At 42.4% G+C, this 26,196-nt stretch carries 22 protein-coding genes, 1 rRNA gene and 1 other RNA gene; 4 read left to right on the forward strand and 20 right to left on the reverse strand.

Annotated elements, in window-relative coordinates; translation table 11 throughout:
- The 15 genes from PGLA_RS08400 to rpoE all read right to left on the reverse strand — a co-directional run.
- Positions 1–331 (reverse strand): 16S ribosomal RNA (locus PGLA_RS08400); the annotation flags it as partial.
- A gap of 353 nt (positions 332–684) precedes the next feature.
- On the reverse strand, positions 685–954 hold the full coding sequence (locus tag PGLA_RS08405) for a pro-sigmaK processing inhibitor BofA family protein (protein ID WP_068531542.1): 270 nt from the start codon (positions 952–954) through the stop codon (positions 685–687).
- A gap of 72 nt (positions 955–1,026) precedes the next feature.
- The gene (locus PGLA_RS08410) at positions 1,027–1,296 is read right to left on the reverse strand and encodes a DUF2508 family protein (RefSeq protein ID WP_145939513.1); all 270 of its coding nucleotides are present in this window, start codon (positions 1,294–1,296) and stop codon (positions 1,027–1,029) included.
- 140 nt (positions 1,297–1,436) lie between these two features.
- On the reverse strand, positions 1,437–2,036 hold the full coding sequence (gene recR / locus PGLA_RS08415; RefSeq protein WP_068531544.1) for a recombination mediator RecR: 600 nt from the start codon (positions 2,034–2,036) through the stop codon (positions 1,437–1,439).
- Positions 2,037–2,063: 27 nt separating this feature from the next.
- Entirely contained in the window at positions 2,064–2,375 is a 312-nt protein-coding gene (locus PGLA_RS08420; protein WP_068531547.1) for a YbaB/EbfC family nucleoid-associated protein, read from the reverse strand.
- Between the two features lie 34 nt (positions 2,376–2,409).
- Entirely contained in the window at positions 2,410–4,164 is a 1,755-nt protein-coding gene (gene dnaX / locus PGLA_RS08425; RefSeq protein WP_068531549.1) for a DNA polymerase III subunit gamma/tau, read from the reverse strand.
- 181 nt (positions 4,165–4,345) lie between these two features.
- An RNA gene (gene ffs, locus PGLA_RS08430) (signal recognition particle sRNA large type) lies at positions 4,346–4,613 on the reverse strand.
- A 361-nt stretch (positions 4,614–4,974) separates the two neighbouring features.
- Positions 4,975–5,172, reverse strand: coding sequence for a 50S ribosomal protein L31 (gene rpmE / locus PGLA_RS08435; protein WP_068531551.1), 198 nt, complete (start codon positions 5,170–5,172; stop codon positions 4,975–4,977).
- 132 nt (positions 5,173–5,304) lie between these two features.
- Positions 5,305–6,579, reverse strand: a complete 1,275-nt coding sequence (locus PGLA_RS08440; protein WP_068531553.1) for a radical SAM family protein — start codon at positions 6,577–6,579, stop codon at positions 5,305–5,307.
- Between the two features lie 78 nt (positions 6,580–6,657).
- Complete coding sequence (gene rho, locus PGLA_RS08445) at positions 6,658–8,001, reverse strand: transcription termination factor Rho (protein WP_068531556.1); 1,344 nt, start codon at positions 7,999–8,001, stop codon at positions 6,658–6,660.
- Positions 8,002–8,171: 170 nt separating this feature from the next.
- Complete coding sequence (locus PGLA_RS08450; protein ID WP_068531558.1) at positions 8,172–9,425, reverse strand: UDP-N-acetylglucosamine 1-carboxyvinyltransferase; 1,254 nt, start codon at positions 9,423–9,425, stop codon at positions 8,172–8,174.
- Between the two features lie 167 nt (positions 9,426–9,592).
- Positions 9,593–10,447 (reverse strand): class II fructose-1,6-bisphosphate aldolase, encoded by an 855-nt coding sequence (gene fba / locus PGLA_RS08455; protein WP_068531559.1) that lies wholly within the window; start codon positions 10,445–10,447, stop codon positions 9,593–9,595.
- Between the two features lie 243 nt (positions 10,448–10,690).
- Complete coding sequence (locus PGLA_RS08460; protein WP_068531561.1) at positions 10,691–11,077, reverse strand: response regulator; 387 nt, start codon at positions 11,075–11,077, stop codon at positions 10,691–10,693.
- A gap of 313 nt (positions 11,078–11,390) precedes the next feature.
- Positions 11,391–12,992 (reverse strand): CTP synthase, encoded by a 1,602-nt coding sequence (locus PGLA_RS08465; protein WP_068531564.1) that lies wholly within the window; start codon positions 12,990–12,992, stop codon positions 11,391–11,393.
- Between the two features lie 423 nt (positions 12,993–13,415).
- Positions 13,416–13,967, reverse strand: a complete 552-nt coding sequence (gene rpoE, locus PGLA_RS08470) for a DNA-directed RNA polymerase subunit delta (protein WP_068531566.1) — start codon at positions 13,965–13,967, stop codon at positions 13,416–13,418.
- A 511-nt stretch (positions 13,968–14,478) separates the two neighbouring features.
- Here rpoE and PGLA_RS08475 point away from each other — a divergent pair.
- On the forward strand, positions 14,479–15,690 hold the full coding sequence (locus tag PGLA_RS08475) for a S8 family peptidase (RefSeq protein ID WP_068531568.1): 1,212 nt from the start codon (positions 14,479–14,481) through the stop codon (positions 15,688–15,690).
- Between the two features lie 42 nt (positions 15,691–15,732).
- Here PGLA_RS08475 and argS read toward each other — a convergent pair whose 3' ends face one another.
- The 5 genes from argS to speE form a co-directional block, all read right to left on the reverse strand.
- Positions 15,733–17,412, reverse strand: coding sequence for an arginine--tRNA ligase (argS, locus tag PGLA_RS08480; RefSeq protein ID WP_068531570.1), 1,680 nt, complete (start codon positions 17,410–17,412; stop codon positions 15,733–15,735).
- Positions 17,413–17,415: 3 nt separating this feature from the next.
- Positions 17,416–17,835, reverse strand: coding sequence for a YwiB family protein (locus PGLA_RS08485; RefSeq protein ID WP_068531572.1), 420 nt, complete (start codon positions 17,833–17,835; stop codon positions 17,416–17,418).
- Between the two features lie 184 nt (positions 17,836–18,019).
- Positions 18,020–19,198 (reverse strand): beta propeller repeat protein, encoded by a 1,179-nt coding sequence (locus PGLA_RS08490; protein ID WP_068531574.1) that lies wholly within the window; start codon positions 19,196–19,198, stop codon positions 18,020–18,022.
- Positions 19,199–19,354: 156 nt separating this feature from the next.
- The gene (gene speB, locus PGLA_RS08495) at positions 19,355–20,224 is read right to left on the reverse strand and encodes an agmatinase (protein WP_068531576.1); all 870 of its coding nucleotides are present in this window, start codon (positions 20,222–20,224) and stop codon (positions 19,355–19,357) included.
- 17 nt (positions 20,225–20,241) lie between these two features.
- Positions 20,242–21,069 (reverse strand): polyamine aminopropyltransferase, encoded by an 828-nt coding sequence (gene speE, locus PGLA_RS08500; RefSeq protein ID WP_068531578.1) that lies wholly within the window; start codon positions 21,067–21,069, stop codon positions 20,242–20,244.
- A 251-nt stretch (positions 21,070–21,320) separates the two neighbouring features.
- Here speE and PGLA_RS08505 point away from each other — a divergent pair, with 251 nt between their 5' ends.
- The 3 genes from PGLA_RS08505 (at position 21,321) to PGLA_RS08515 (ending at position 26,165) form a co-directional block, all read left to right on the forward strand.
- Entirely contained in the window at positions 21,321–23,369 is a 2,049-nt protein-coding gene (locus tag PGLA_RS08505; protein WP_068531580.1) for a transglycosylase domain-containing protein, read from the forward strand.
- A 239-nt stretch (positions 23,370–23,608) separates the two neighbouring features.
- Entirely contained in the window at positions 23,609–24,007 is a 399-nt protein-coding gene (locus PGLA_RS08510) for an ArsR/SmtB family transcription factor (protein ID WP_068531582.1), read from the forward strand.
- Positions 23,994–26,165, forward strand: coding sequence for a heavy metal translocating P-type ATPase (locus PGLA_RS08515; protein ID WP_068531584.1), 2,172 nt, complete (start codon positions 23,994–23,996; stop codon positions 26,163–26,165). The genes PGLA_RS08510 and PGLA_RS08515 overlap by 14 nt, the downstream gene beginning before the upstream one ends.
- The last annotated feature ends 31 nt before the right edge of the window (positions 26,166–26,196 follow it).

Genomic DNA, 26,196 nt, shown 5'->3' on the forward strand with positions numbered 1-26,196 from the left:
CCAGTGTGGCCGTCAACCAGATCGCGTCGGCTACGCATCGTCGCCTTGGTGAGCCGTTACCTCACCAACTAGCTAATGCGCCGCAGGCCCATCTATAAGTGGCAGATTACTCCGCCTTTCAGTGTCTCTTCATGAGAAGAAATAAATTATCCGGTATTAGCTACCGTTTCCGGTAGTTATCCCAGTCTTATAGGCAGGTTACCTACGTGTTACTCACCCGTCCGCCGCTAAGTTGTTTTGGAAGCAAGCTTCCAAAACAACTCCGCTCGACTTGCATGTATTAGGCATGCCGCCAGCGTTCGTCCTGAGCCAGGATCAAACTCTCCATATAGTAGATCGTTTCAAATCAGCTTTGCAGTGATTTGGAACGATCTATGAAAAGAGCGATATGCTCATTTAAAACAAACTGACGAGAAATTTCTTTCTCTATCAAATGATTTCTCATTTGTTTTGATTTCACTTTCGTGAAATCTACTCACTCGTTGTTCAGTTTTCAAAGACCAATTTTTCTTTTTCGTTGACACCAGTTTATCTCGGCGACAACTTCTATATCTTATCATGCTACCCAGCATTTCGTCAAGCTCTTTTTTTGAGAAGTTTTTAATTTCTCATTTTCACCTTTCGGCAAGCTGCAATGCCTTTTCAAGGGGCGAGAAATAATATAACACGTTTTGATATTACACGTCAACTACTTATTAAATATATTTTCAAACCATACAGGAGAGCCACGCCAGGGAGACCTAATACTGTGACGGTTCCAATCGTAACCGGATTCAACGGAATATATACAGTGGTTATAAGACCTGAGAAATTAACTAAATATATCCCCACTGTTGCCAGCACCATATGTGTTCCAAATACAGTTAACCATCCAAAACCTAATTTCTTCTTAAGCACAATAAACAACAAAGCAAATAAAGATAATATAAGTACACCCATTACAATCCATTTCATCAATGTTTATTCTCCCTTCATGCAGTATCTTTTATTAGCATTTAATATGGCGTCATCTACGAGGCTATCATGTTAATTCTTTATTCCCAGATAATTGTTCGCAACCATGCCTAATTTCTTAGCTTGTTTCAGGTGCATCTGATATTTACGCTCTGCGGCTTCTAACATGTAAATGGCATAGTCCACTTGATCCTCACCCAACGCTTCTTCAAAATACATATATGCTTCTTCCCAATGAGCTTTAGACTTTTCAATTTCTGTAAAGAGCTCACCCTTCGCTTCTTGTTCAGTTGCCCTATCTTCTTTGAGAGTACTACCCCACAGTTTTTTTATTCTCCTCATAAGTAAATCCTCCTTTATCTCGTAACTCCCACTTTCATACATATCGAGAAAAGGACAAACTTAGAACAAACAAAAGAATAAAAAAAGAAGCCCTTCACAGGACTTCTCAGCATTCATATTTAAATTTAGGAACAATAGGATCAATTAAGCTCTCTACGGCCTTCCAGTGCTTTAGATAATGTGACCTCATCGGCATATTCCAAATCGCCTCCGACGGGTAGTCCATGAGCAATACGGGTCACCTTAATGTCAAAGTGGCGAATAAGTCGAGAAACGTACATTGCTGTCGCTTCTCCCTCAATATTAGCATTAGTTGCTAGAATAAGTTCCTTTACTCGCTCATCCGTAAGTCTGTTCAACAATTCTTTTAGACGAATGTCATCAGGACCAATCCCCTCCATAGGAGAAATCGCACCTTGAAGAACATGGAAGTACCCATTAAACTCTTTCGTACGTTCAATGGCCACGACATCTTTATGATCTTGGACGACACAGATCACGGATGAATCGCGCGTTTTATCCTGACAAATACGACAAGGGTCGGTATCTGTAATATTGCAGCAGACAGAGCAGTAATGGAGATTTCTCTTCACACTAACGAGCGCCTTGGCAAAATCTATGACATCGTCCTCTTTCATCGTAATCACATGAAACGCCAAACGACTTGCTGTCTTAGGACCAATACCAGGTAATCGAGTAAACGATTCGATCAGTTTTGCAATAGGTTCGGGATAATACAAAGCTAAAAATCTCCTTCTGCTGAAAAATTAGAATAGGCCAGGGATTTTCATTCCGCCTGTGAATTTACCCATATCATCGTTAGCAAGCTCATCCGCTTTAGTCAGGGCATCATTCACCGCTGTCATCACCAGATCCTGCAACATTTCTACATCTTCTGGATCTACCGCTTCTGGCTTAATCGTAATAGAGAGCAATTTCTTGTGTCCGTTAACTTCAACAGTAACTACTCCGCCGCCAGAACTTCCTTCCACTGACTTCGTAGCAAGACCTTCCTGTGCCTTTAACATTTGTTCCTGCATTTTCTTCACTTGTTTCATCATTTGGTTCATATTATTCATGAGTACCGCTCCTTTTTGGATGCACTTCTATGTGCTATTCTTTTATGACTACAAGGTCTTCTCCAAATAATTGAAGTGCCTCGTCAATCCACGGTTCTGACTTCTCTTCACCATCTTCATGTTCATGCTCTAACTTCAGTTCTTCTTTCGCCTTTTGCGTAGACCCTTCAATAGCCGCCATCCAGTCTCTTTGCATAATCGTAACTAAATAATAAGCTTTCCCAAGCTTTGATTCCATCACGTGCTCGATTACCTGTTTATTAGCTGGCTTCTCCGTGGTCTCACGGTGAATATTATTCTTAAAGGCCACCAGAACAGAATCCTCTAATACAGACACTGGTTCTCCATCCATAAACCAAGCATGGACAGTAACCTTCTCTTCTTTGACTCCCTGAAGAACTGGACCCCATTGCTTCTGAATAGTCGTAAACGTCTCACTATTCTTATGCGCCAAATATTGATCCAAATGGGGAGGAAGCTTGGTCGTTGAGGAAACCCGCGGTGCTGGCATCCCAGATGGTCTTGAATTTGTATTACCATCTCGGACATTCCCTGAAGCTGCACCTGACTTCATAAATTTTTCTATCTTCTTCTCAAGAGCCAATATCTGTTGCTTCAGTTGAGAAATCTCCCCCGAATCCGCAGGCGGTGATGCTTGTGCTCTTTCATTGGATAGTCCAATCTTCAATACCTCTTGCGTACCACCCGGCAAGTTACATAACTTAAGCAGCGCAACTTCAAATAACGTCTGTGGTTGTGAAGCATATTTCATCTCACTTTGATAGTGATTCAAAATATCAATCATTTGGAACAGCTGTTCACAAGAGAATGTCTCTGCCATCTCTTTATACTCTTCCGGATTTAACACTCTGTCCGTCAGCTTGTCCGCGTGTGGTACCATTTTGATCATAAGTAGATCTCGGAAATAATACAACAGGTTCTCCATGCATTTATCTGCACTTTTGCCTTCTTGCATGAAATCCTCAACCATCTGTAGAACTAGGCCTATATCTCCATCAAGCAAGCCTTGGGCCAATCTACCGAACTGTTCAGAGGCGATACCGCCGGTCATGTTTAGTACCTGTTGGTAAGAAACAATATCCTCAGTAAAAGATGCGATCTGATCCAAAATACTTAACGCATCACGCATTCCACCGTCTGACAATCGTGCAATATATTGAAGTGCTTCGTCCTCCGCTTTAATACCTTCTTCGCCGCAAATGCGACGCAAACGCTCTGTCTGTTCATCTAGAGACACTCTACGGAAATCAAACCGCTGACACCGCGAAATAATCGTGGCTGGTAGCTTATGAGGTTCCGTTGTAGCCAGAATAAACATCACATGAGGAGGTGGCTCCTCTAACGTCTTCAATAAGGCATTAAACGCTTCTGTCGTCAGCATGTGCACTTCATCAATGATATAAACCTTCTGTCTGACTTCCGTTGGCGCATATTTAACTTTCTCACGTAAATCTCGAATTTCATCTACCCCACGGTTAGACGCAGCGTCAATTTCTTGAACATCCATCACTGCTCCAGCCGTTATACGTCGGCAAGATTCACATTCATTACAAGGTTCCGGTTCAGGTCCTCGCTCACAGTTAACGGCTTTCGCCAGTATTTTTGCAGCGCTTGTTTTCCCAGTTCCCCGTGGCCCGCTGAACAGGTAGGCATGAGAAACCCGCTGTTCGCGTATTGCATTTTGCAACGTTTGAATAATATGCTGTTGTCCCACCATGTCTTGAAAAGACTGCGGCCGCCAAGCACGGTACAGCGCTATATGTTCCACTTTGCGTTACCCTCTTTCAACTTCCACTTTCATGACGCTTAGTCGCATCATCATTATACTATATTCACGTGTTCAGCAAAACTTGAATTCATGATTACATCAAATATTATTTCAAAAAAGAAAAAGCACCTTCGCCGATTGGCAAAGATGCGTAATAGAAATACTCATATACATAACAAGACCGTGCACCTGTTATTGATAATTGCGATCCAAGCGGCAATCCTGTGCAGCTACTCGGGCTAGGCTTCCCTTCGGCACAAGAGTAACTTGCTTATGGCTGCTTCCTTCCGGACCTGACCAGGTTCACAAGCACTCATTGCGAAGGACCCAACCGTCAACATAGCACAAAGGGACCAAGACCTTACATCGACAAAACCTCTAACAGGAATTCAACCTCGCTACAGCGGATTGCGAGTTACAGGGCACCGCTACCTCCCCGTCTAGCACGATGAGATAAAGTATAGCTCATGAGTGTACAAAAATCAACCGCCTAATATTTCTTATCCATTAATTTGCTAACTTCCTTCATCACAACGCTAAAATTAACCTTCAAATATAGAATAATTATTATTCCAGTTATTCTCATCTATGGGTATTTCATTTCATTATTAATCGTATTGAATCACTACTATACATCACTCTAATCTCCTATATAAGGTCATTGTCGCACATGATTTAAAATATCAAGAAGAAGTAGCGTATCAAGTGGAACTTATACTTTCTTATGTTTATAAAAAAACCCCTAACTCTATGAAGAGTAGGGGTTTTCGTATGTTCGGTACCTCATGCGCTTACGCAGCATAGGTCCAATTAAACGCCGTATTTTTTCTTAAATTTATCAACGCGACCACCAGCATCCAGGAATTTTTGTTTCCCAGTGTAGAACGGATGACAGTTGGAGCAAATTTCTACGCGAAGGTTTTCTTTAACAGAACCTGTCTCGAATACATTACCACAAGCACAAGTAGCTGTAGTGATGTGAAATTTCGGTTGGATTGATTCTTGCATGACTTTCACCTCTTTCCGCCCTGAGCCTCATGTGGACACAGAGTTTTGTGGACATATAATAGCATTGTATCAGGTTCACTTATCATGTGCAATATTTTATTTAATCATACCGACTTTTCAAAGTGCTCTAAGCTACAACGTAATTACCTTTTTGAGACGAGCCATTCCCTCTGGGGGAACGTGTGTGAAGGAACCGATAACAACTTCTGGTAACTCCGCCTTAAATATATCAATCATCTGCTTCATACCTAATATTTCACCTTGAGCTTTCGGAATTAACCCCAGATAACTCTCAGGATCGATATTAAGATTCCGCATTTGAATCAATTTCAATCCGGTGCGTCGACAGAATTCAACCATCGCTTCAATCTCTTCCTCACGATCTGTTACACCAGGGAAAATCAAGTAGTTAATCGAGGTATAGACACCTTGATCTGTTGCATAACGAAGTGATTTCTCTACATTAGCCAGATTATATCCTCTAGGCTTATAGTATGCATTATAATGATCATCTAATGCACTGATCGTACTAACACGCATAAGATCTAGACCTGCATCAACAATCCCACGCATGTGATCGTTCAATCCCGCGTTCGTATTAATATTGATATAGCCCATATCGGTAACCGCTCTAACCTCACGGATTGCATCGATAATAATCTTCGCTTGTGTCGAAGGTTCACCCTCGCATCCTTGTCCGAAGCTAATAATGGATTCTGGCGTCTTCAGATGCTCCAGCATGACTTCCACTAATTCGTCTACCCTTGGACGGAAGTTCATACGGGTCTGTGGTGATACAAATCCACTATCATCAGGTTGCTCAGAAATACACCCGAAACAGCCAGCATTACAAGAATGAGATACTGGGACGCCACCTTCCCATCGATTAAGGAATGTGTTGGATGAAGTTAGACATTCGTATCCCAAAGCACAATTCGATAGATGAGTATACAACCTATTATCAGGGTATTTCTCAGTTAGACGCTTTACACCCTCATTCAGATCGTCGGTATCGCAATTCATCGGATTCCATTTCTCTGGATCATCCGTCAATTGTGCGCTTACGAAAAACTTACCGTCTTTCCACACCACAGCCGAATAACCGAATAACGGCAGTTTATATTCTTTATCTGTCTTCACATAACCGGGAAGATATAACCTTGTATATCCTTGCGGAAGAAGCGCTCCAACCGCTTGCGCATTGTTCGGTAGCGGCTTCATTTCACCACTCTCTGGATCCATTCCCACTACACGAGTGCTTGGTAGTCCTACTAATGTAGCACCATCAGGTAGCGGAATAAGTTCATCTTCCATCATTTCGACTATCATCTCTCCACTACGGGCAAGCCCATAGAGTGAAGGGTGATCAAATACATTTCCTTGTTCATCTGCGTATACCAGATACATGATGTTCCCCTCTTTGTAAATAAGCTATATTTTGCCGCATGGGACTTTATATTTATACATTTATGCTTACACTAACCATTATGACGACGAGACTGAAGAAGATGTTGAAGGTCGGGAAGTTCTACGTGCAGAACTTGGCTTGCTACTACTATTGCTATTATTAGTCGCTGGTTTTGCAGAAGTAGCATCAAATGAAGCTATAAATTCATCATTTGTCTTACAATCGCGTAATTTCTTGAGGAATCCATCAACGAATTCAATCGAATCATTCATGTTCTTACGAACAGCCCAGATCGTATCGAGTTCTTCTTTATTTAGGAGAACTTCCTCACGACGCGTACCGGAACGACGAATATCAATCGCTGGAAAGATACGACGCTCTGCCAACTTACGGTCAAGATGCAGTTCCATATTCCCAGTACCTTTAAATTCTTCATAGATAATATCATCCATACGAGAACCTGTATCTACCAAGGCTGTTGCAAGTATAGTCAAGCTTCCGCCTTCTTCCACATTTCGTGCTGCACCAAAGAAACGTTTCGGGCGATGAAATGCTGCTGGATCTATGCCTCCACTAAGCGTACGACCAGAAGGTGGAATAACTAAGTTGTAAGCACGAGCTAAACGAGTGATGCTATCCATCAAGATCACGACGTCCTTCTTATGTTCAACTAACCGTAATGCACGTTCCAACACAAGTTCAGCCACTTTAATATGATTCTCTGGTAATTCATCAAATGTAGACGCAATGACTTCCCCTTTTACAGAACGTTGCATATCTGTGACTTCTTCTGGGCGTTCATCAATAAGCAGTACAAAAAGTGAAATTTCAGGATTATTCGTGGAAATGCTGTTGGCAATTTCTTTTAAGAGGAGCGTCTTCCCTGCTTTTGGAGGTGCTACAATGAGTCCCCGTTGTCCCAATCCTACGGGTGCGAGTAAATCCATAATTCTTGTAGATAAATGCGTTGGGGATGTTTCAAGCACAAGTTTCTTTTGTGGGTATAGAGGAGTTAGCGCTGGAAAATGTAATCGTTCTGATGCTGTCTGAGGATTTTCTCCATTTACAGCGTTCACCTGAAGCAACCCAAAGTAACGTTCATTCTCTTTCGGCGTTCTACATTTACCTGATACTAAGTCTCCAGTTCTTAAATCAAATTTACGAATTTGTGAGGCAGAGATATAAATATCTTGTGTACTCGGCAAGTAATTTATAGGTCTAAGAAATCCGTATCCTTCAGATAATATTTCCAATACACCTTCCATGAACATCAATCCACTCTGCTCCGCTTGCGCACGCAGAATAGCAAAAATCAATTCTCTCTTCTTTAGTTGCCCATAATATGCAATCTGGTATTGTTTAGCCAGCTTGTATAAATCGGTCAGCTTCATTTCTTCCAAATCAGAAATTTGAAGATCCATTTAATAACCACCTATTCAATTTTATAAGTCCATATATCTTATTCAACAATCTATAAAACTATGAAAGTTCTTTATTTATGATAGCATTACCCAATTAACAAGGAGATATGCAAATTATACCTAAATCCTCCTCGGTAAATTGCATCTCCTTGTTCATGGATTTCAGTAAATCACTCTGTTTCACGCCAAATCTCTGCTCCCAAATGGCGAAAATTCTCAACGATGTTATCATAACCACGGTCTATAAACTCTACACCACCGACTTCCGTAACTCCTTCTTCTACAGTCAGTCCTGCAATAACAAGTGCTGCTCCAGCTCGTAAATCTGTTGCCTTGACCTTCGCAGCGTTCAACTTGCTTCCTTCAATAATCGCAGATCGTCCCTCTACACGAATCTTAGCTCCCATTCGAGCGAGTTCAGGAACATGTTTAAAGCGACTACTGTAAACAAAATCGCTAAGTACACTAACGCCCTCAGCTTGCGTAAGAAGACTTGTCATTGGTGATTGTAGGTCTGTTGGAAACCCAGGATATACGAGTGCCTTTACATCGACAGCTTCATAATTTCTTTGTCCAACAACCCGGATGCTCTCATCAAGTTCTTCAATGTGTACGCCCATTTCAAGTAGCTTAGCAGTCATAGCTTCCATATGTTTAGGGATAACATTGTCGATTAGAACATCTCCGCGTGTAGCAGCGGCTGCTATCATATACGTTCCTGCTTGAATTCGATCGGGAATAATGGAGTGTCGGCAGCCGTGAAGTTCGGAAACGCCCTCGATACGAATAGTCTCTGTACCAGCGCCTTTTATTACGGCTCCCATGGAATTGAGGAGTGTTGCAACATCTATAATCTCAGGCTCTTTAGCCGCATTTTCAATGATAGTAGAACCTTTAGCACGGGCAGCAGCTAACATAATATTAATGGTCGCTCCAACACTGGAAACATCCAAATAAATCTTAGCACCCCGTAGCTCTTTTGCATGCAAGTAAATAGATCCGTGCTCATTTGTTACTGTTGCGCCTAGCGCTTCAAAACCTTTAATGTGTTGATCAATAGGTCGGGGTTCAAAATTACAGCCTCCCGGTAGGCCGATCATCGCTTCTTTGAATCTACCTAGCATGGCACCCATCATATAATAAGAAGCTCTTAGCTTCTTCACTGAGCCATTCGGCATAGGAATTGATTTAATAGAGGAAGGGTCTATCTTCATTTGGCTGCCTTCCCTTGAAACACTCGCGCCAAGATCCTCAAGTATTTCGGCATATACCGCAACATCACTCAAAATCGGTAAATTATCCAAAATGACTTCCGATTCTGCCAAGATAGCGGCAGGAATCAATGCAATAGCGCTGTTTTTGGCACCACTAATGGATACTGTTCCATGCAGCGGCCGTCCTCCAGTGATCATCAATTTTTCCATAAGCTTAAGGGTCCCCCTACGTGTTATGCAGCCGACACACGATACGCGCTGACGGCTTTATATGATAAAAGTGGAAAGACACCGACTAAGCGGTGTACTTTCCACATCAAACTATTCAACTAAGACACCCCTAAGGACTTGTCCTAATGCTATATTACAAAATGCTATTACGCTTGGTTACTTGAACCAAACTCACGCATTTTAGCCATTACCGTTTGTTTGATTGCTTCGCGACCTGGTACGATGAATACACGTGGGTCATATGCATCAGGTTTTGCAGCAAGCACTTCACGAACTGTTTTTGCAAATACTACTTGGTTCTCTGTATTTACGTTGATCTTAGAAGTACCCAAGGAGATTGATTTCTTAATGTCGCTCTCAGGAATACCAGTACCGCCATGAAGAACCATAGGAATATTCGTAGCGTCACGAATTTCTTCCATTTCTTTGAAACCAAGGTTCGGTTCGCCGAGGTAAGGTCCATGAACGGAACCAAGTGCAGGAGCTAGTGTATCGATGCCTGTTTCTTTAACGATACGAATACACTCATCCAACTTAGCATACATAATTCCACCGATAACATCGTCTTCTTGTCCGCCAACAGTTCCAACTTCAGCTTCTACAGAAACACCTTTTGCATGAGCATATTCAACAACTTTTTTAGTCATTTCAATATTCTCATCGATCGGGTGGTGGGAACCATCGATCATTACGGACGAAAATCCAGCGTCAATCGCTTCTTTACATTTGTCAAAGCTAGAACCATGATCAAGATGGATTGCAACTGGCACAGTAATTTTCATATCGTGCAATAGGCCTTCTACCATCTTACAAACAGTAAAGAAACCGCCCATGTGACGCGCTGCTCCTTCAGATACTCCAAGAATTACTGGTGATTTCTCTTCTTCAGCTGCAGCAAGAATCGCTTGTGTCCACTCCAAGTTGTTGATGTTGTACTGACCAACTGCATATTTTCCTTTAAGTGCTTTGTTTAACATGTCTGTCATAGATACTAATGGCATGGTCCAATCCTCCTAAGAAATGTTGTTTTTGTCTATATTAATATGCCGACATTCCATACAATCTATAGTATACCACATCACATCAAAAATACTAACCAAGCATTTCTAATGAAAAAGGTTGTGTGGTTCGTTGATGTTCAGATGTCGCTCATACAGTATAATTCTATATTATTTATCATGCTGTGCAAGATGACACAATTCTAAACACAAAAAAAAATCCTGCAATAAGCAGAATTTAATATCTTAGGTACGCTTCTCAAGCAGGTTTTTCTTCAGCTGTGTGTTAACGGCTACTCTCATTTCATCAATATCAAATGGCTTCGTAAAATGCATAAGTGCTCCGAGATCCGTCGCCTCTTTAATCATGTCTAGTTCACCGTATGCGGTCATCATGATGACTTTGATATCCGTATTGATTTCTTTGATTCTTTTTAGAATCTCAAGTCCATCCATACCTGGGATTTTCATATCCAATAACACTAAGTCTGGTGACTCATTCAGAACAAGCTCTAAAGCCAATTTGCCGTTTGCTGCCTGATACGTATCATATCCTTCGCTACTAAATACTTCCATTAAAAGAATACGAATACCGTTTTGGTCATCCACGATTAATAATTTCTTCTTATCCACCCGTTAACAACCTCCGCACAATTAAATTGCTTGATAAGACGCCCCTCATTTCTGAAAGAAACCCATATTATGTTATTCTTCCTCCGGAGTCTAATTCCTGCTATATGCTTAAATTAACACAAGTAGAAACGGCGTCGCCATGCTTGGCCAAGGACAGCACCCGGTTCAGCGGAAATATAAGGAATAGAAGTATCAAGTGAAACTTATACTTTCTTATATTTTAAAAAAAGGCCTCTCTAGTGATATAGCTGCACGAAGCTGACTTTCTCAACCTCATGCCTATACCATTTAAAGAGACCTTAACTAAAAGGGCTTAACCCTGATATTTCACAGATGCTTTAACGAATTCACGGAACAATGGCTGTGGACGATTCGGACGGGATGTGAATTCCGGATGGAATTGTACCGACAAGAACCAAGGATGCCCTGGAAGCTCAATAATTTCCGCAAGACGTCCATCAGGAGAAGTTCCTGAAATAATCAACCCTGCTTTTTCAATCGCTTCACGGTATTGATTGTTAAACTCATAACGATGACGATGTCTTTCATACACTAATTCATCATCGTAGCAACTCATAGCTAACGAACCAGGTTGCAATTTACATGGATACAGTCCTAGACGCATTGTACCACCTAGATCTTCAATATCCTTTTGTTCTGGCAATAGATCAATGACAGGATACTCCGTCGAAGGATTAATCTCCGAGCTATTCGCACCTTCAAGACCTAGAATCGAACGAGCATACTCAATAACGGATACTTGCATACCTAGGCAAATACCGAAGAATGGAATGTTGTTCTCACGAACGTATTTGATAGCCGAAATCTTACCTTCAATACCACGATCACCAAATCCACCAGGAACCAGAATACCGCTAATGCCTTGTAGCATATCTGCTACATTCTCAGGTGTAATCTCTTCTGCATTAACCCAACGGATCTTCACTTCAACATCAGCTTCAAACCCAGCATGTGAAAGGGATTCTACAACGCTCAAATAAGCATCATGTAATGCCACATATTTACCTACAATGGCAATTTCCACAGTCTTGTCGAGCTTTTGAATGCGATGAACAAGGCTTTCCCACTCTGTCATATCAGGCAATGGCGTAGTCAATTTCAAATGATTAACTACGATCTCATCAAGGCCTTCATCACGCAAATTAAGAGGCACTTCATATAGTGTAGCTGCATCACGACATTCAACGACTGCATTCTCATCAATGTCACAGAATAACGCAATTTTAGCTTTCATATCTGCCGATAGCTCATACTCCGTGCGACATACGATCACATTTGGTTGAATACCAATGCTACGTAATTCTTTTACACTATGTTGGGTCGGTTTCGTCTTCACTTCACCGGCTGCCTTAATGTATGGAATCAATGTCACGTGAATGTACATAACATTATCGCGACCAATCTCACTCTTGATTTGGCGGATAGCTTCAAGGAATGGAAGGCTTTCGATATCCCCTACAGTTCCACCAATCTCAGTTATAACAACGTCCGAGCCAGCTTCACGGCCTGCACGGTATACACGTTCTTTAATTTCATTTGTAATATGAGGAATAACCTGAACAGTTCCCCCTAAATACTCACCGCGACGTTCTTTGCTGATAACTGAAGAATAAATCTTCCCTGTTGTGACGTTACTGTTCTTAGACAAATTGATATCAATAAATCTTTCATAATGGCCAAGGTCCAAATCGGTCTCAGCACCATCGTCCGTCACAAATACTTCACCGTGCTGGTACGGACTCATGGTTCCGGGATCCACATTCAAATACGGATCGAACTTCTGGATTGTTACTTTTAGTCCTCTATTTTTGAGCAGTCTGCCGAGTGAAGCGGCGGTAATCCCTTTTCCTAAAGAAGACACAACTCCGCCCGTCACAAAAATATACTTTGTCACTGTAAAAAAACCTCCTATTTATAAAGTCCAGAAATTCAGGTAACATATGATGTTATCGTAACCTATTAACGCTTCCTTACTCTTGATGGCAAATAACAATATGCGATTTGTCCAAATGGCACAGTTTTTAACCCTATTCAAGCAGAAACGGCTATGCCGTCCTTTTGCAAAGACGGCACCCGTTTTACGCGGAAATATAAGGAATAGAGTATAAATTGAAACTAATACTTTCTTATATTTTAAAAAACAAAAAAGTGACACCCGTAGTACGGGGGCACTTTTTATCAATTCAAAATTATTCAAGTTCAATCATAAGCCCATGCAATAGTTTACTCTGTGCCATGTTCTGTGTCAAGTCAGGAAGATATTATTCACGACTCCAACACATTAAACTCTGATTCGTTCTCTAAAATAAATTAGTTATTACTTTTCGTCGATTTCATCGGAGTCATCTGAGTCATCATCATCTGCAGAATCATCATCAGCGTCATCCAAATCATCGTCTTCTAGCACAACTTCTTCTTCAGCTTCTTCCTCAGAATCATCATCGCTATAAACATCGTCATGATCTTCATCAATTCTGTCGAATTCTTCTGCTTCATCGCCAGCATACGCTTCATCTTCATCAGCGAAGTCATCGTCTTCCAAATCGTCATCGTCATCATTAATGATACGTGGACGTTTGGCGTTAGAAATTGGATCTTCAGCACGATCTACAGGATACCACCGTTTCAATCCCCACAGATTGGTTCCTACACAAGCAAACCGTCCGTCGATATTAATTTCGGTATAGAGCTGTGCAATCAAATCATTCATTTCTTTTTCATTTAGACCACGCTGTTTCGCTACTTCTGACATTAGATCAAGATAATAGTACGGCGTATTCACGGTCTTTAAAATAGCAAAAGCAAGATCAACCATAGGCATTTCCTTGATTCTTTCAGGATCAAGTTTTAAATGGAGTGGGGCACTCACTTATGAACACTTCCTCTCACGCAATGTGCATATTTACACGTAATATCAATCAACATATCCATTAACACAAATAAGTAAAACCTATTTGGGATTAAATTGCAAGTTTTTATGTTCTCGGATTGTTAAGCCAAGTACAACAGGATTTAATAATACGTCTTCACAAATTCGCACGATCAAGTAGAAACGGCAATGCCGTCCTTTTTCAAAGGCGGAACTCGATTCAGCGGAAATATAAGGTATAGAGTATCAATTGAAAATTATACTCCCTTATATTTAAAAAAGGCAGGGGCCCCCCTGCCTTTATGACTGTATCCATTCCCCGAGGAAGAAACTCCTAAATGGGAGTGTCGTAAGAGCCATTCTGGTCTCTTCTGTCTATATTATGTACGCCGCTTCACTTTGACAACAAATCAGTGCCCATTTACAAAAATAAGGGCAAGTTCCCACTCCCGCAGGACTCCATGTTCATAGAATATCTCAGCATGGTTCTTCAAGAGGGGGAAGGCTCAACATGGACTACACTCGATTTATCCAGATGTTGCTCGAAGAAACCGATCGTCGCAACCCAGTCGAAGAGAAACGTATCATGACCTTTCTCAATCCCCGACTCTATTTTGCCTACCATAGGGAATTAAACAAACTTAAAGCAAACGGCGTTAAAATCCCCCACATGCAGTCCTCCCATTTAATTAAAGCCATTATTGCTCCCGTCTCATCTCGAAGTAAGTTTGCCATTAGGTATAAGGATGTTCTGCTACTGGAAGACAATATGCCAATGAAGGTCCACGCTGTTCAGAGTAAAATCGAAACGAATCCAGGCATACCCTATGGCGTGAAACAGATTCGTGCTCCCCGAGCTTGGTCCACATCAACAGGGTATCGCATTAAAATCGGAGTCATCGATACTGGAGTAGATTTCCAACATCCTGATATTCGATATTCACTGACCGGAGGCATTAATCTGTTGAACCGTAATATGTTACCTCTCGACGATAACGGTCATGGTACACATATTGCTGGAACCATTGCAGCAGCAAATAGCACAGAAGGCATGATGGGTGTTGCACCACGAGCTATCATCTGTCCTGTCAAAGCATTCGACCATAATGGCTCAGCTTATGTATCTGATATCATACTAGGCATTGATTGGTGCGTTCGTAATCATGTCCATCTGATAAATATGAGTTTTGGAATGAAGACCCGGAGTCGCGCCTTACAAGAAATCGTAAATAAGGCCTATCTCTCTGGCATTCCGATAGTCGCTTCTTCAGGAAACGACGGCAAACGGCGATCCATCGACTATCCTGCACGTTATTCGCAGACCATCTCCGTAGGAGCTACCGACCAGAACCGACGAATTGCACCATTCAGTAATCGAGGACAGTATATTGATATCTATGCTCCTGGAGATAAAATTATATCCTCCTGGACACATGGTAAATATCATGAAATGAGTGGCACCTCTATGGCTACTTCTCATGTTAGTGGAGCCATCGCGCTTTTGCTTGCACAGAACAACGCCCTTCAGCCGGCAGAAATCAAAACGCTACTTCAACGTACTTCTACTCCTTTGCGTTTGCGCAAAGACCAACGTCTTGATCGCGACTCAGGTGAAGTTAACGCGCTCCGCTTACTGAGAGAAGGAATGAAGTTCATCTCCACTGGCCCCCAACCTGTAACGGCAAGCCTTAAAACAAAGAAAAACCGCCCTTCCAAAATATAGAAGGGCAGTTTTTGTCGTTATTCAATATATTTTAAGTTGTGCTTACATTTTTTCTGGAGAAGTTACACCAATCATCTTCAGAACATTACTAATAACTACACGAACTGCACCAAGCAAGGCAAGGCGTGCTTGTGTTTGCATAACGTCCTCAGTGATAACACGTTCTGCTTTGTAGTAACTATGCAACATAGACGAGAGTTCATAAACATAACGAACCATACGATGTGGTGCATAATTATCTGCTGCTGTAGCAATCTCTTCAGGCAACTCGCCTATTTTACGAAGTAGTTCATACTCGCGGTCATTATTAAGCTTACTCAAATCGATGTCTGACAGTGCCATCAGCGTAACGTTTTGTTCTTCTGCCTGACGGAAGATACTGCAAATACGAGCATGCGCATATTGAACATAGAATACAGGATTCTCATTAGACGTTGAAATCGCTAGATCCATGTCGAAATCTAGATGTGAATCCATGCTACGCATCGTAAAGAAATAGCGAATGGCATCGACTCCAACTTCGTCCATTAGGTCTATCATCGTGACTGCTTTACCTGTACGTTTAGACATCTTCACCTTTTCACCGTCTTGGAATAAGCTCACCATTTGAGCAATCAATACGGTCAACTTCCCAGAATCATAACCTAATGAATCCATAGCTGCCTTCACACGTGGAATATATCCATGATGATCCGCGCCCCAGATGTTGATCATCTGGTCAAACCCTCTGCTATATTTATTGCGATGATAGGCGATATCTGGTGTCAGGTAAGTATAGGTTCCGTCATTCTTCACCAATACGCGGTCTTTGTCGTCTCCGTAATCCGTTGTACGTAACCATGTCGCTTCATCCAACTCGTAAACTTCGCCTCTTGCTTTCAATTCAGAGAGTGCTACCTCTACTTGACCGTTCTCATATAGTGACGTTTCACTAAACCATTCATCAAAGTGCACTCTGAAACGGGAAAGGTCCCGTTTGATCTTAGCCAATTCTTTCTCCAAACCAAAAGTACGTAAGAAGGCAGTGCGCTCCTCTGTGCTCATAGATAGCAACGATTCGCCTTTCTCTGCTACCAGTTCTTTAGCAAAACCAATAATATCTGCACCATGATAGCCATCCTCAGGCATTTCAACGGCTTGACCCAATTCTTGAAGATATCGAGCCTCAATCGACTTACACAAATTAACGATCTGATTACCAGCATCATTAATATAATATTCACGAGTCACTTGGTATCCTGCAAAATCCAGTACATTGCATAATGAATCCCCAACCGCTGCTCCACGAGCATGTCCTAAATGTAGCGTTCCTGTCGGATTAGCACTAACGAACTCGATTTGCACTCTTTTGCCTTGGCCTACGTTACTCCGACCATAGTCGCTGCCATGATCCTGAACCTGCTGCAATACAGGATATAAGTAAGCCTTAGCTAAGGTGAAGTTAATAAATCCTGGTCCGGCAATTTCTGCCTTCTCTATGTTCGCTTTCTTCAAATCCAAATGACCTATGATGCCCTCCGCAATTTGGCGTGGGTTCTTCTTCGCAATCTTCGTTAGTTGCATCGCGATGTTCGTAGCTAGATCTCCGTGAGTCTTATCCTTTGGCACTTCTAGCGTAATCGTTGGAAGTTCTTCAAGGGTAACTACTCCAGCAGCAACCACAGCATCAGCAATCGCTTCTGACACCAATTGGTTGATCAGCTCTAATGGGTTTTGTGTCATGATTTATAATTCCTCCTGTATATGTAAATGTATTGCAAATTGTCCTGATAGCTCATCGAAAACATATAAATCGTATGCAAACCGCACATGCCCATACATTCCCTCGATCTTCATATCCATTTCCGTGGTATAGGTTGAAAGATTAAATGTGGTATATGGCGAGCGATAAAAGCCAGGCAATCTCTTCTCATACTCAAAAGAGTGTTCTGACTGAACTTCGCCGTGGCGAATTATTTTGACTTCATTCTGTGTGATCTTGATCGTGGTTCGGGTAGCGCCGCCCTGTGGACTTGCGTCCAGTTCCTCATATCGCACATACAGTACCGTGCCCTTCTGAATCAATTCAGCAGGCATTTCCTGCACCACATCTTCCCCGTCAACGCGGCTGACTAGCCGTATCTTGGCTTGTGTATTGTCTGACATATATCTAACAATCTCCAATCTGTACATTCCTATTGTACTACTATAGCCAGTTCGCCCATTCAATTCAAATAAAAATAATGAATAAAGATGACCGCTCTTCTGCATGATCAATTGTATAGTTTCTTATATTTCAATAAAACGGCTACCCGCTCCGTGTATAGGGGTAGCCAACTTATAGTCATTACTATTTCATGAATGAGAACTTCACATTCCAGCTAACGCCGCCATCTTTAGTCATATAGACTACTGATTTCGTGGAACTGTTTACGACAGCTAGCCATCCTTTTTTATTATCCGTAAAAGAAATTCTTGCGTCATATCCTTCAATGGATGGTGTAATATTGGTCCATGACTTTTCTCCATTATATGAACTCCCTACAGATACAACTTCTCCAGCAGGTGATCCACCCGCTAAGAATGCCGTGCTTTTACCGATAAGCTGCATGTTGCCCGGATGTCCACCAGGAGAAGCAGGACCTTTTGATACTATGGCCTTACCGCTACCCGGGGCAGGGCCGCCTCCCGCCGTATCTTGCGCGATAACACGATTCCAATGCGATCCTCCATCTGTACTACCATAGAGGGAATAGGATACTTGTGACATACCTGACTCTCCATAGAGCACAGCCCAGACTTGATTGCCGTTGCTATATATTTCCCCACCATTATGACTATCCGCAGCCACCTTCAACTTAAGCGACCAGTGTTTACCTCCATCTACCGTCTTCATGACCTTATAGCCTCCGCTTGGAATAACCACGATAGACCAGCCTGTCTTCATATCACTAAAAAAAGCATATCGGTTATTCACAGGCGTTGGAATTGGGGTGAAATTTTCACCACCATCTACGGTTTTGTAAGCCGAAGTGGCTGTATATCCGAACCCTTCCTTGTCATTCAGTAGATCTATCCGATCAAATGTAATGGATGTATTGGCGTTCTTCCAATGCGATCCTCCATCGGAGGTCTGAATCAAATGTTTCTTTTGTTGGGAAGGTAACGTTGCCAGCGCCCACCCATTCTTATTGTTAGAGAAGTCTATTTGGGCAATTTGCCATTGCCCTGTATATATTTCCTGCCAGTGGCATCCCGCATCGGAGGTGCCTATGATAAAGCCATTACCAGAAGCTCTACCTATACGATCATTCAGAAATTGAATATCTGTAAAATAGAGTGCACTCTGACCTTCTACCTGGTGTTGCTTTTGTAACTGTTGCAGCAGTCCATGGTCCCCTTCTCCACAGACTGTGGTAGATGTAGCGGTTGCTAGTGAACCTGACCCGATGCCCCCTAAAGGAAGAAGTAATACCAGTATTATAAGGATCCGTAGTGAACGATTAATACTCTTTTTCTTCAAGTTCATAGATCATACCCCCTATTCTTAGTTATATACCCTTAACTCATGATTCATCCCCACATGCAGCTCCCTATTTGCTATATAGAAAAGAAACCTTTAGAAGCTCTGAAGAGGCGTACGCTCTTGAAGCAGTTCTAAAGGTTTCTATGTGTTGTACTAATATTATTTCACAAATCCTAGTAGCATTTCACGAATAAGCTTAGCGGCTACAATCTGTGTTTGTTCGGACTGATCATAAATAGGTGCGACTTCTACTAGATCGCAACCTACAACGTTGACTTCGGAATTTGCGATAAGATGTACAGCTTCCAGTAATTCCTTGGAAGTGATTCCTCCCGCTTCTGCTGTACCCGTACCTGGCGCTGCTGAAGGGTCCAACACGTCAATGTCGATTGTGACATAAACAGGGCGGTTGCCCATCTTAGGCAAGGCTTCCTTGAGAGGAGCCGCTACTTCAAATGGATAGAAGTTAATATTCTTATGGCCGAATTGGAACTCTTCGCGTGATCCAGAACGGATGCCGAATTGATAGATATTATTTCCACCCATAAGCGCTGCTGCCTTACGCACTGGTGTGGAGTGAGAAAGGGGTTCTCCTTCATAATGCTCTCTAAGATCGGCGTGTGCATCAATATGAATAAGTATAAGATCAGGGTATTTCGCAAATACCTGTTGAATAACAGGCCACGTCACTAAATGTTCCCCGCCCAGACCAATTGGAAATTTATCATCTGCTAGCAACTTACCCACATATTCACTGATGACTTCAAGGCTACGTCCTGCATTTCCGAAAGGTAGCATGAGATCACCCGCATCAAAGTAGGTCATATCCTCGATGCTTTTATCAAGATAGGGGCTGTATTCTTCCAATCCAATCGATGCTTGACGTATATGGGAAGGTCCGAAGCGAGAACCCGGACGGTAACTAACGGTGTAATCCATAGGCATTCCGTAGATAACTGCCTTAGAGCCTTCGTAATCTTCAGAGCTACAAATAAATACATTTCCTGAGTAAGATTGATCCAGTTTCATCGTCTATTTATTCCCCTTTACTTCGTAAGATCTTCCACGAATTTCGGAAGCGCAAATGCAGCCTTGTGCAGACGGGACGAATAATACTTCGTATCCATTTCAGGAATGCTTGTTTCGTCTACTGCTAGTGGGTCGTGAACTTTACTTCCCATTGTAAATGTCCAAAGTCCACTTGGGTACGTAGGAATGTTCGCTGCGTACACGCGGACAATCGGGAAGATTTCTTTCACGTCACGGTTTACTTGTTGGATAAGGTCAGCCTTAAACCAAGGATTGTCCGTCTGAGCGACAAAAATTCCGTCATCCTTCAAAGCTTCAAAGATACCTTGATAGAATCCACGTTCAAACAATGGCGCAGCAGGACCTACAGGTTCAGTGGAATCAACCATGATCACATCATATTCATTCTTGTGTTCTAGAATATGCATGTATCCATCGTTCACCAAAACTTCCACACGAGGATCCTCTAATTTACCTGCGATAGACGGCAAATACTTCTTAGAGTATTCAATAACTTTACCATCGATCTCAACCAACACAGCCTTCTCTACGCCTGGGTGTCTGAGCACTTCACGAATCACGCCACCATCACCACCACCTACAACTAATACATGCTTAGGGTTAGGATGCGTATTCAGTGCCGGATGGGCAACCATTTCATGATATACAAACTCATCCTTCACAGTTGTCATTACCATACCGTCAAGTACGAGCATCGTTCCGAATTCTTCCGTCTCAATCATCGCTAGATCTTGAAAATCCGTTTTTTCTGTTACATACGTTTCTTTTATTTTTGCTGTAATTCCAAATACAGGGGTTTGTTTCTCTGTGTACCATAATTCCATGGGGTGATCCCTTCTTTCGCTAAAATTATATGTGAATCCTATCATTTCCCAATCATAAAGCGAAGCAGTTACATATTTTATTTAATTGTAGCAGACAAATCACATTATAATAAATCAACATGAAAATGCAACTATTTTCATAATACATTACCCATTTTTCAATATTTCTACCCTACTACCGTGAATATCTAAACCCTTCTATTCCCATAATGAAAAGAAAAGAAACGTAATAGAAAGGGAGCTTCTCTGTCATGTCGCATACATCCCACAAATCACCTAAACGAAAAAAACGCTTTGTCTTTATCGTCAAGCTACTATTCGGCATGTCAGCTCTCGCCCTTCTGGCTGGTGCTACTCTGCTCATATATCTATACAATACAAGTTTACCTGTAGCCGACACTGACCATAATTCACGTATTCTGGATAGCCAGGAAGAGACCATGGCTACTTTTTCAGTAAGTGGGCGTAGTTATGATCCTGTGGCCTTAGATCAAATCTCACCCTACCTGATCGAAGCCACCCTGTCCGTAGAAGATCGGAAGTTCTACGACCATTTGGGTTTTGATATAAAAGGCATGGGGCGGGCAATACTCGTCAATCTCGAGAAAATGAATCGTTCACAAGGTGCAAGCACGCTCACGCAACAACTTGCTCGGAACTTGTATCTCTCTCATGCCAAGACTTGGTCACGTAAAGTACAAGAAGCCTTTTACACGACGCAATTAGAAATGAAATACACGAAACAGGAAATCCTCCAAAAGTACCTTAACGAAATTTACTACGGGCATGGGGCCTACGGAATTGAAGCTGCATCCCGTATGTATTTCGGCAAATCTGCCAAAGATCTAGATCTAGCTGAAAGTTCCATGCTTGCAGGAATCCCCAAAGGACCAACCTATTATTCACCCTATAACCATATAGATAGCGCCTTAAAGCGGCAAAAAATTGTTCTCTCAACCATGGTCGAGACAGGAAATATTACGAAGCAGGAAGCAAATACTGCCGCACGAGAGACACTTCTATTTAAGCCTCAAGGTGAACAAAAAACAACCTCTGTTGCACCTTATTTCCGAGACTATGTTCGCCATATCGTTACCAGCGAACTTGGCATTACCGAGGAGCAATTGGATCATGGTGGGTTGAACATTTATACCACCTTAGATCCCCATGCCCAACAAGCAGCCGAAGACGCGGTAGCAAAGGGAATGGATCCGAACAGTGACCTTGAGACAGCTCTCATCTCTGTCGATCCACGAACAGGATATATTAAAGCCATGGTAGGTGGTAAGAATTATCAGACCAATCAATATAACCATGCACTGGCTACGACACGTCAACCCGGTTCTTCCTTTAAGCCTATTATGTATCTGAGCGCTCTTTCTTCTCTAAAGATGACTGCGCTCAGCACTTTCAAAAGCGAACCGACGCTGTTCCACTATGATAATAATCGCAAAACCTATCAGCCGAGTAACTTTGGTGACAAATATTTAGGTGAAATTGATATGCGTCAAGCGATTGCAGCGAGTGATAACATTTATGCGGTCAACACGATTATGAAGGTAGGCCCTGAGGAGGTTCTGGAAACGGCACGAAAAATGGGTATTCTGAGCCCGCTCCAAGCCGTTCCATCTCTCGCCCTAGGTACATCTCCCATTAGTCCATTTGAAATGGCCTCTGCCTTTGGAGTGATAAGCAATGCGGGTCTTCGAATGGCTCCTATAGCCGTATTGAAAATAACCGATGCCTCAGGTGAGCTAATATATGAAGCGGAACCACGTTCAGGCGAACAAGTCGTAGATCCCGCAGCAGCTTATGTCCTTACACACCTTATGGAAAGTGTCTTTGAGACGGGTGGTACGGGTAATCGGGTATCCTCTATGATGAAACGGCCAGTGGCTGGTAAGACAGGCACTACAAATACGGATGCATGGCTCGTTGGCTTCACACCCGAGTTAGCTACCGCAGTCTGGGTGGGATACGATAAAGGGCGTAATATTGAGAATAGTGATGGACGTCGAGCCGCACCTATTTTTGCTCAGTATACAGAGAAAGCACTGGAGAATGTCCCTCCAAAAATTTTCCCAATTCCAGATGGTGTCGTCAGCGCCTATATTAATCCTGAATCAGGACTACTGGCTACGAAGGACTGCCCGAATAAAACCCTAGAAGTGTTCATTAAAGGTACAGAACCCTCCGTTTATTGCATACTACATGGCGGTGGACCTGAAGAGGTTCCTAAAGAAGTTCAGACCAAGAATCAATCCTGGTGGTCCAATCTTAGACAATGGTGGATGGAGTAACGGTATTGAACTGAACGTACTTGATCACATTATAGAAGCAAACATAAAAAGAGCTGATTTCAGCTCTTTTTTTATGAGATCGTGATACCTTTTACAATCTCAACAATTTTTATATTTAAACAATCAAATATTCGTTTGATTATTATGGTGTGCGGGTGTATATTGAAGTAACAATCAAACTATCGTTTGAATATAAATGTTTATACCCTCATTAAATCGTGCAAAAGAGGAGAGTGTACATGGAACAATTAAACGTAAAGCCTACACTTAACGAAGATGTCTGTGAAGTCTCTTGCGTCAATCTTGACACAATCACTCACCTTCAAACTGTTATACAAGAAGATGAAATCCTTGGGATGGTTGATATTTTCAAAGCCCTCGCTGATCCAACACGCATGAAGATTGCCTTCATGTTAGATCAAGCACACGAACTATGTGTATGCGATGTAGCAGCTGTTCTCGGCAGTAGTATGGCAACAACCTCACATCATTTACGCACGTTGAAAACCATGAATATCGCTTCATCTCGTAAAGAAGGTAAAAATGTGATCTATTCATTAAAAGACGATCATATCAGAACTCTTATTCAGATGACTTTGGAACATCAGAGGGAGAAGATAGACGATGAGTACAAATAATAATAACCCTAAAATACCCGTTACACCTTACGTTGAATACCCTGTTGAAGGCTTATCTTGTGCCAACTGTACGCGAGAAATGCAAGAAGAAATTCAGAAATTGGCGTATGGTTCTGATGCAAAGCTGAGCTATGTAAGTCGCAAGTTGACCCTGAGCGCAGATGTGGATATGTTACGGGTTGAGCGTATTCTGAAGAATGATGGAGCACGTCTCGTACAGAAGAAGAGCGACCATCACGGACATGATCACGGCGACGATAGCGATCACCACGAACATAGTCATGAAGGCAATCGTCTTATCAAATGGCTGCTTGCAATAGCGGCTACATTCTATATATTAACTTTCGTCTTGAATGGCCTCATACCTCAACCGATACTTATTACCTTATATGTCATTGCTATCGTGCTTAGTGGTTACTCTACTTTTTGGCGTGGTCTAAATAATCTTATACATCTTAAGTTCAATATGGATACACTGATGACCGTAGCACTCACAGGAGCTGTCGTTATTGGTGAATGGAAGGAAGCAACACTCGTGGCCATTCTGTTCGGGGTGAATGAGCTGCTCGAAAGTTACGGTATGGGACGTGCCCGGAAGTCGATGGAAGCACTACTTGCCAATGCACCTAAAGAAGCTTCATTACTACGTAACGGGGAGGTTACAAGCGTTCCTATTGCCAGTCTTCGTGTAGGAGACCTCGTACGCGTTAGATCAGGAGAGAAAATCCCTTCCGATGGCATCATATATGAAGGCAGTAGTGCAGTTAACGAGGCGGCCATCACAGGTGAATCCTTACCCGTAACCAAGAAAAAAGGGGATACTGTCTTCGGAGGCAGTGTAAATGCTGAAGGATTACTGGATATACGAATTGAGAAAGCTTACGAGGATTCTTCATTATCTAAAATCATGCATTTGGTACAAGAAGCCCAAGAAAGTAAAACACCAACAGAGTTATTTATAGATAAATTCGCTAAATATTATACTCCTGCCATTATGATTGTTGCTCTCCTAGTGATCATTGTACCTCCACTATTATTCGGGCAGCCATGGATGAAATGGGTATACCAAGGACTTGCAATTCTTATTGTTGGATGCCCCTGTTCACTCGTGCTATCCTCGCCGATTGCATTGGTAAGCGGAATGACACGCAGTGCTCGTAATGGCATTCTAATCAAAGGTGGCGTGCATCTCGAGCAGTTAGGTAAGATAGAGGCAATCGCCTTTGATAAGACCGGTACTTTAACCCAAGGTGTTCCCTCTGTCATGGAGGAAGTCATCTATGATACAGAACGATTCTATAATGTTGCAGGCTCTTTAGAGCAATCCTCTCTCCACCCCTTGGCTAAAGCGGTCGTTCGGCACATCACGAATCAACGTGCATCGAGTATCTTTCCAGATTCACTTCATTTAACAACCTTGCCTGGTTCAGGAATACAAGGTGAAGTGGAAGGAACAACCTTCTGGATGGGTAACGAGGATATATTAACACGTGTGATTGCATCCCATTCAGAACATATGGATACCGTACAACGTGATATTCTCCGTATGAAGGAGAACGGTCTCACTCTGATCATTACCGTAGACGAGACCCATGTGCTTGGTGTACTCGGACTTGCGGATAAAATACGCCCAGAGACGAAAGACGTTATCCGACAGCTTCATCAAGCAGGCATCACACAGACGGTCATGCTTACAGGTGATCATGAGCAATCAGCACGATTAATTGCTGCTGAAGCCGGTGTCTCTAGTTATTATGCGAGTCTGCTACCAGAACAGAAAGTAGACCAGATTAAGAGCCTAGCCTCTCAATGGAACGTTGCCATGGTCGGTGACGGCATCAACGATGCCCCTGCGCTTGCTACCGCCCAATTAGGAATAGCAATGGGCAAAGGAACGGACAGCGCTATGGAGACGGCTGACATCGTTCTCATGCAAGATCATCTCGGTAAGTTACCAAGCGCCATTCATATGGCACGTCGAGTTAATCGTATCATTGGCTGGAATATCGGAATATCCCTTACTCTCAAAGCCATTGCACTTCTACTCACGATTCCCGGCTGGCTGACCCTTTGGATCGCGATATTATCCGACATGGGTGCTACCATTCTTGTTACGCTACTCGGAATGTCCATTCTACTAGGTAAGGATAAATCATAAATAGAATAAAAAGGCATTCCAAGACCTCTCA

The organism is Paenibacillus glacialis, assembly GCF_001637205.1.
Classification (GTDB): domain Bacteria; phylum Bacillota; class Bacilli; order Paenibacillales; family Paenibacillaceae; genus Paenibacillus_AQ; species Paenibacillus_AQ glacialis.

What these genes read in the sequence shown, in the direction of transcription:
- PGLA_RS08405 (WP_068531542.1), bottom strand. Translation starts at nt 954, where the DNA reads ATGAAATGGATTGTAATGGGTGTACTTATATTATCTTTATTTGCTTTG.
- PGLA_RS08410 (WP_145939513.1), bottom strand. Translation starts at nt 1,296, where the DNA reads ATGAGGAGAATAAAAAAACTGTGGGGTAGTACTCTCAAAGAAGATAGG.
- PGLA_RS08420 (WP_068531547.1), bottom strand. Translation starts at nt 2,375, where the DNA reads ATGAATAATATGAACCAAATGATGAAACAAGTGAAGAAAATGCAGGAA.
- rpmE (WP_068531551.1), bottom strand. Translation starts at nt 5,172, where the DNA reads ATGCAAGAATCAATCCAACCGAAATTTCACATCACTACAGCTACTTGT.
- PGLA_RS08440 (WP_068531553.1), bottom strand. Translation starts at nt 6,579, where the DNA reads ATGTATCTGGTATACGCAGATGAACAAGGAAATGTATTTGATCACCCT.
- rho (WP_068531556.1), bottom strand. Translation starts at nt 8,001, where the DNA reads ATGGATCTTCAAATTTCTGATTTGGAAGAAATGAAGCTGACCGATTTA.
- PGLA_RS08450 (WP_068531558.1), bottom strand. Translation starts at nt 9,425, where the DNA reads ATGGAAAAATTGATGATCACTGGAGGACGGCCGCTGCATGGAACAGTA.
- fba (WP_068531559.1), bottom strand. Translation starts at nt 10,447, where the DNA reads ATGCCATTAGTATCTATGACAGACATGTTAAACAAAGCACTTAAAGGA.
- PGLA_RS08475 (WP_068531568.1), top strand. Translation starts at nt 14,479, where the DNA reads ATGGACTACACTCGATTTATCCAGATGTTGCTCGAAGAAACCGATCGT.
- argS (WP_068531570.1), bottom strand. Translation starts at nt 17,412, where the DNA reads ATGACACAAAACCCATTAGAGCTGATCAACCAATTGGTGTCAGAAGCG.
- PGLA_RS08485 (WP_068531572.1), bottom strand. Translation starts at nt 17,835, where the DNA reads ATGTCAGACAATACACAAGCCAAGATACGGCTAGTCAGCCGCGTTGAC.
- PGLA_RS08490 (WP_068531574.1), bottom strand. Translation starts at nt 19,198, where the DNA reads ATGAACTTGAAGAAAAAGAGTATTAATCGTTCACTACGGATCCTTATA.
- speB (WP_068531576.1), bottom strand. Translation starts at nt 20,224, where the DNA reads ATGAAACTGGATCAATCTTACTCAGGAAATGTATTTATTTGTAGCTCT.
- speE (WP_068531578.1), bottom strand. Translation starts at nt 21,069, where the DNA reads ATGGAATTATGGTACACAGAGAAACAAACCCCTGTATTTGGAATTACA.
- PGLA_RS08505 (WP_068531580.1), top strand. Translation starts at nt 21,321, where the DNA reads ATGTCGCATACATCCCACAAATCACCTAAACGAAAAAAACGCTTTGTC.
- PGLA_RS08510 (WP_068531582.1), top strand. Translation starts at nt 23,609, where the DNA reads ATGGAACAATTAAACGTAAAGCCTACACTTAACGAAGATGTCTGTGAA.
- PGLA_RS08515 (WP_068531584.1), top strand. Translation starts at nt 23,994, where the DNA reads ATGAGTACAAATAATAATAACCCTAAAATACCCGTTACACCTTACGTT.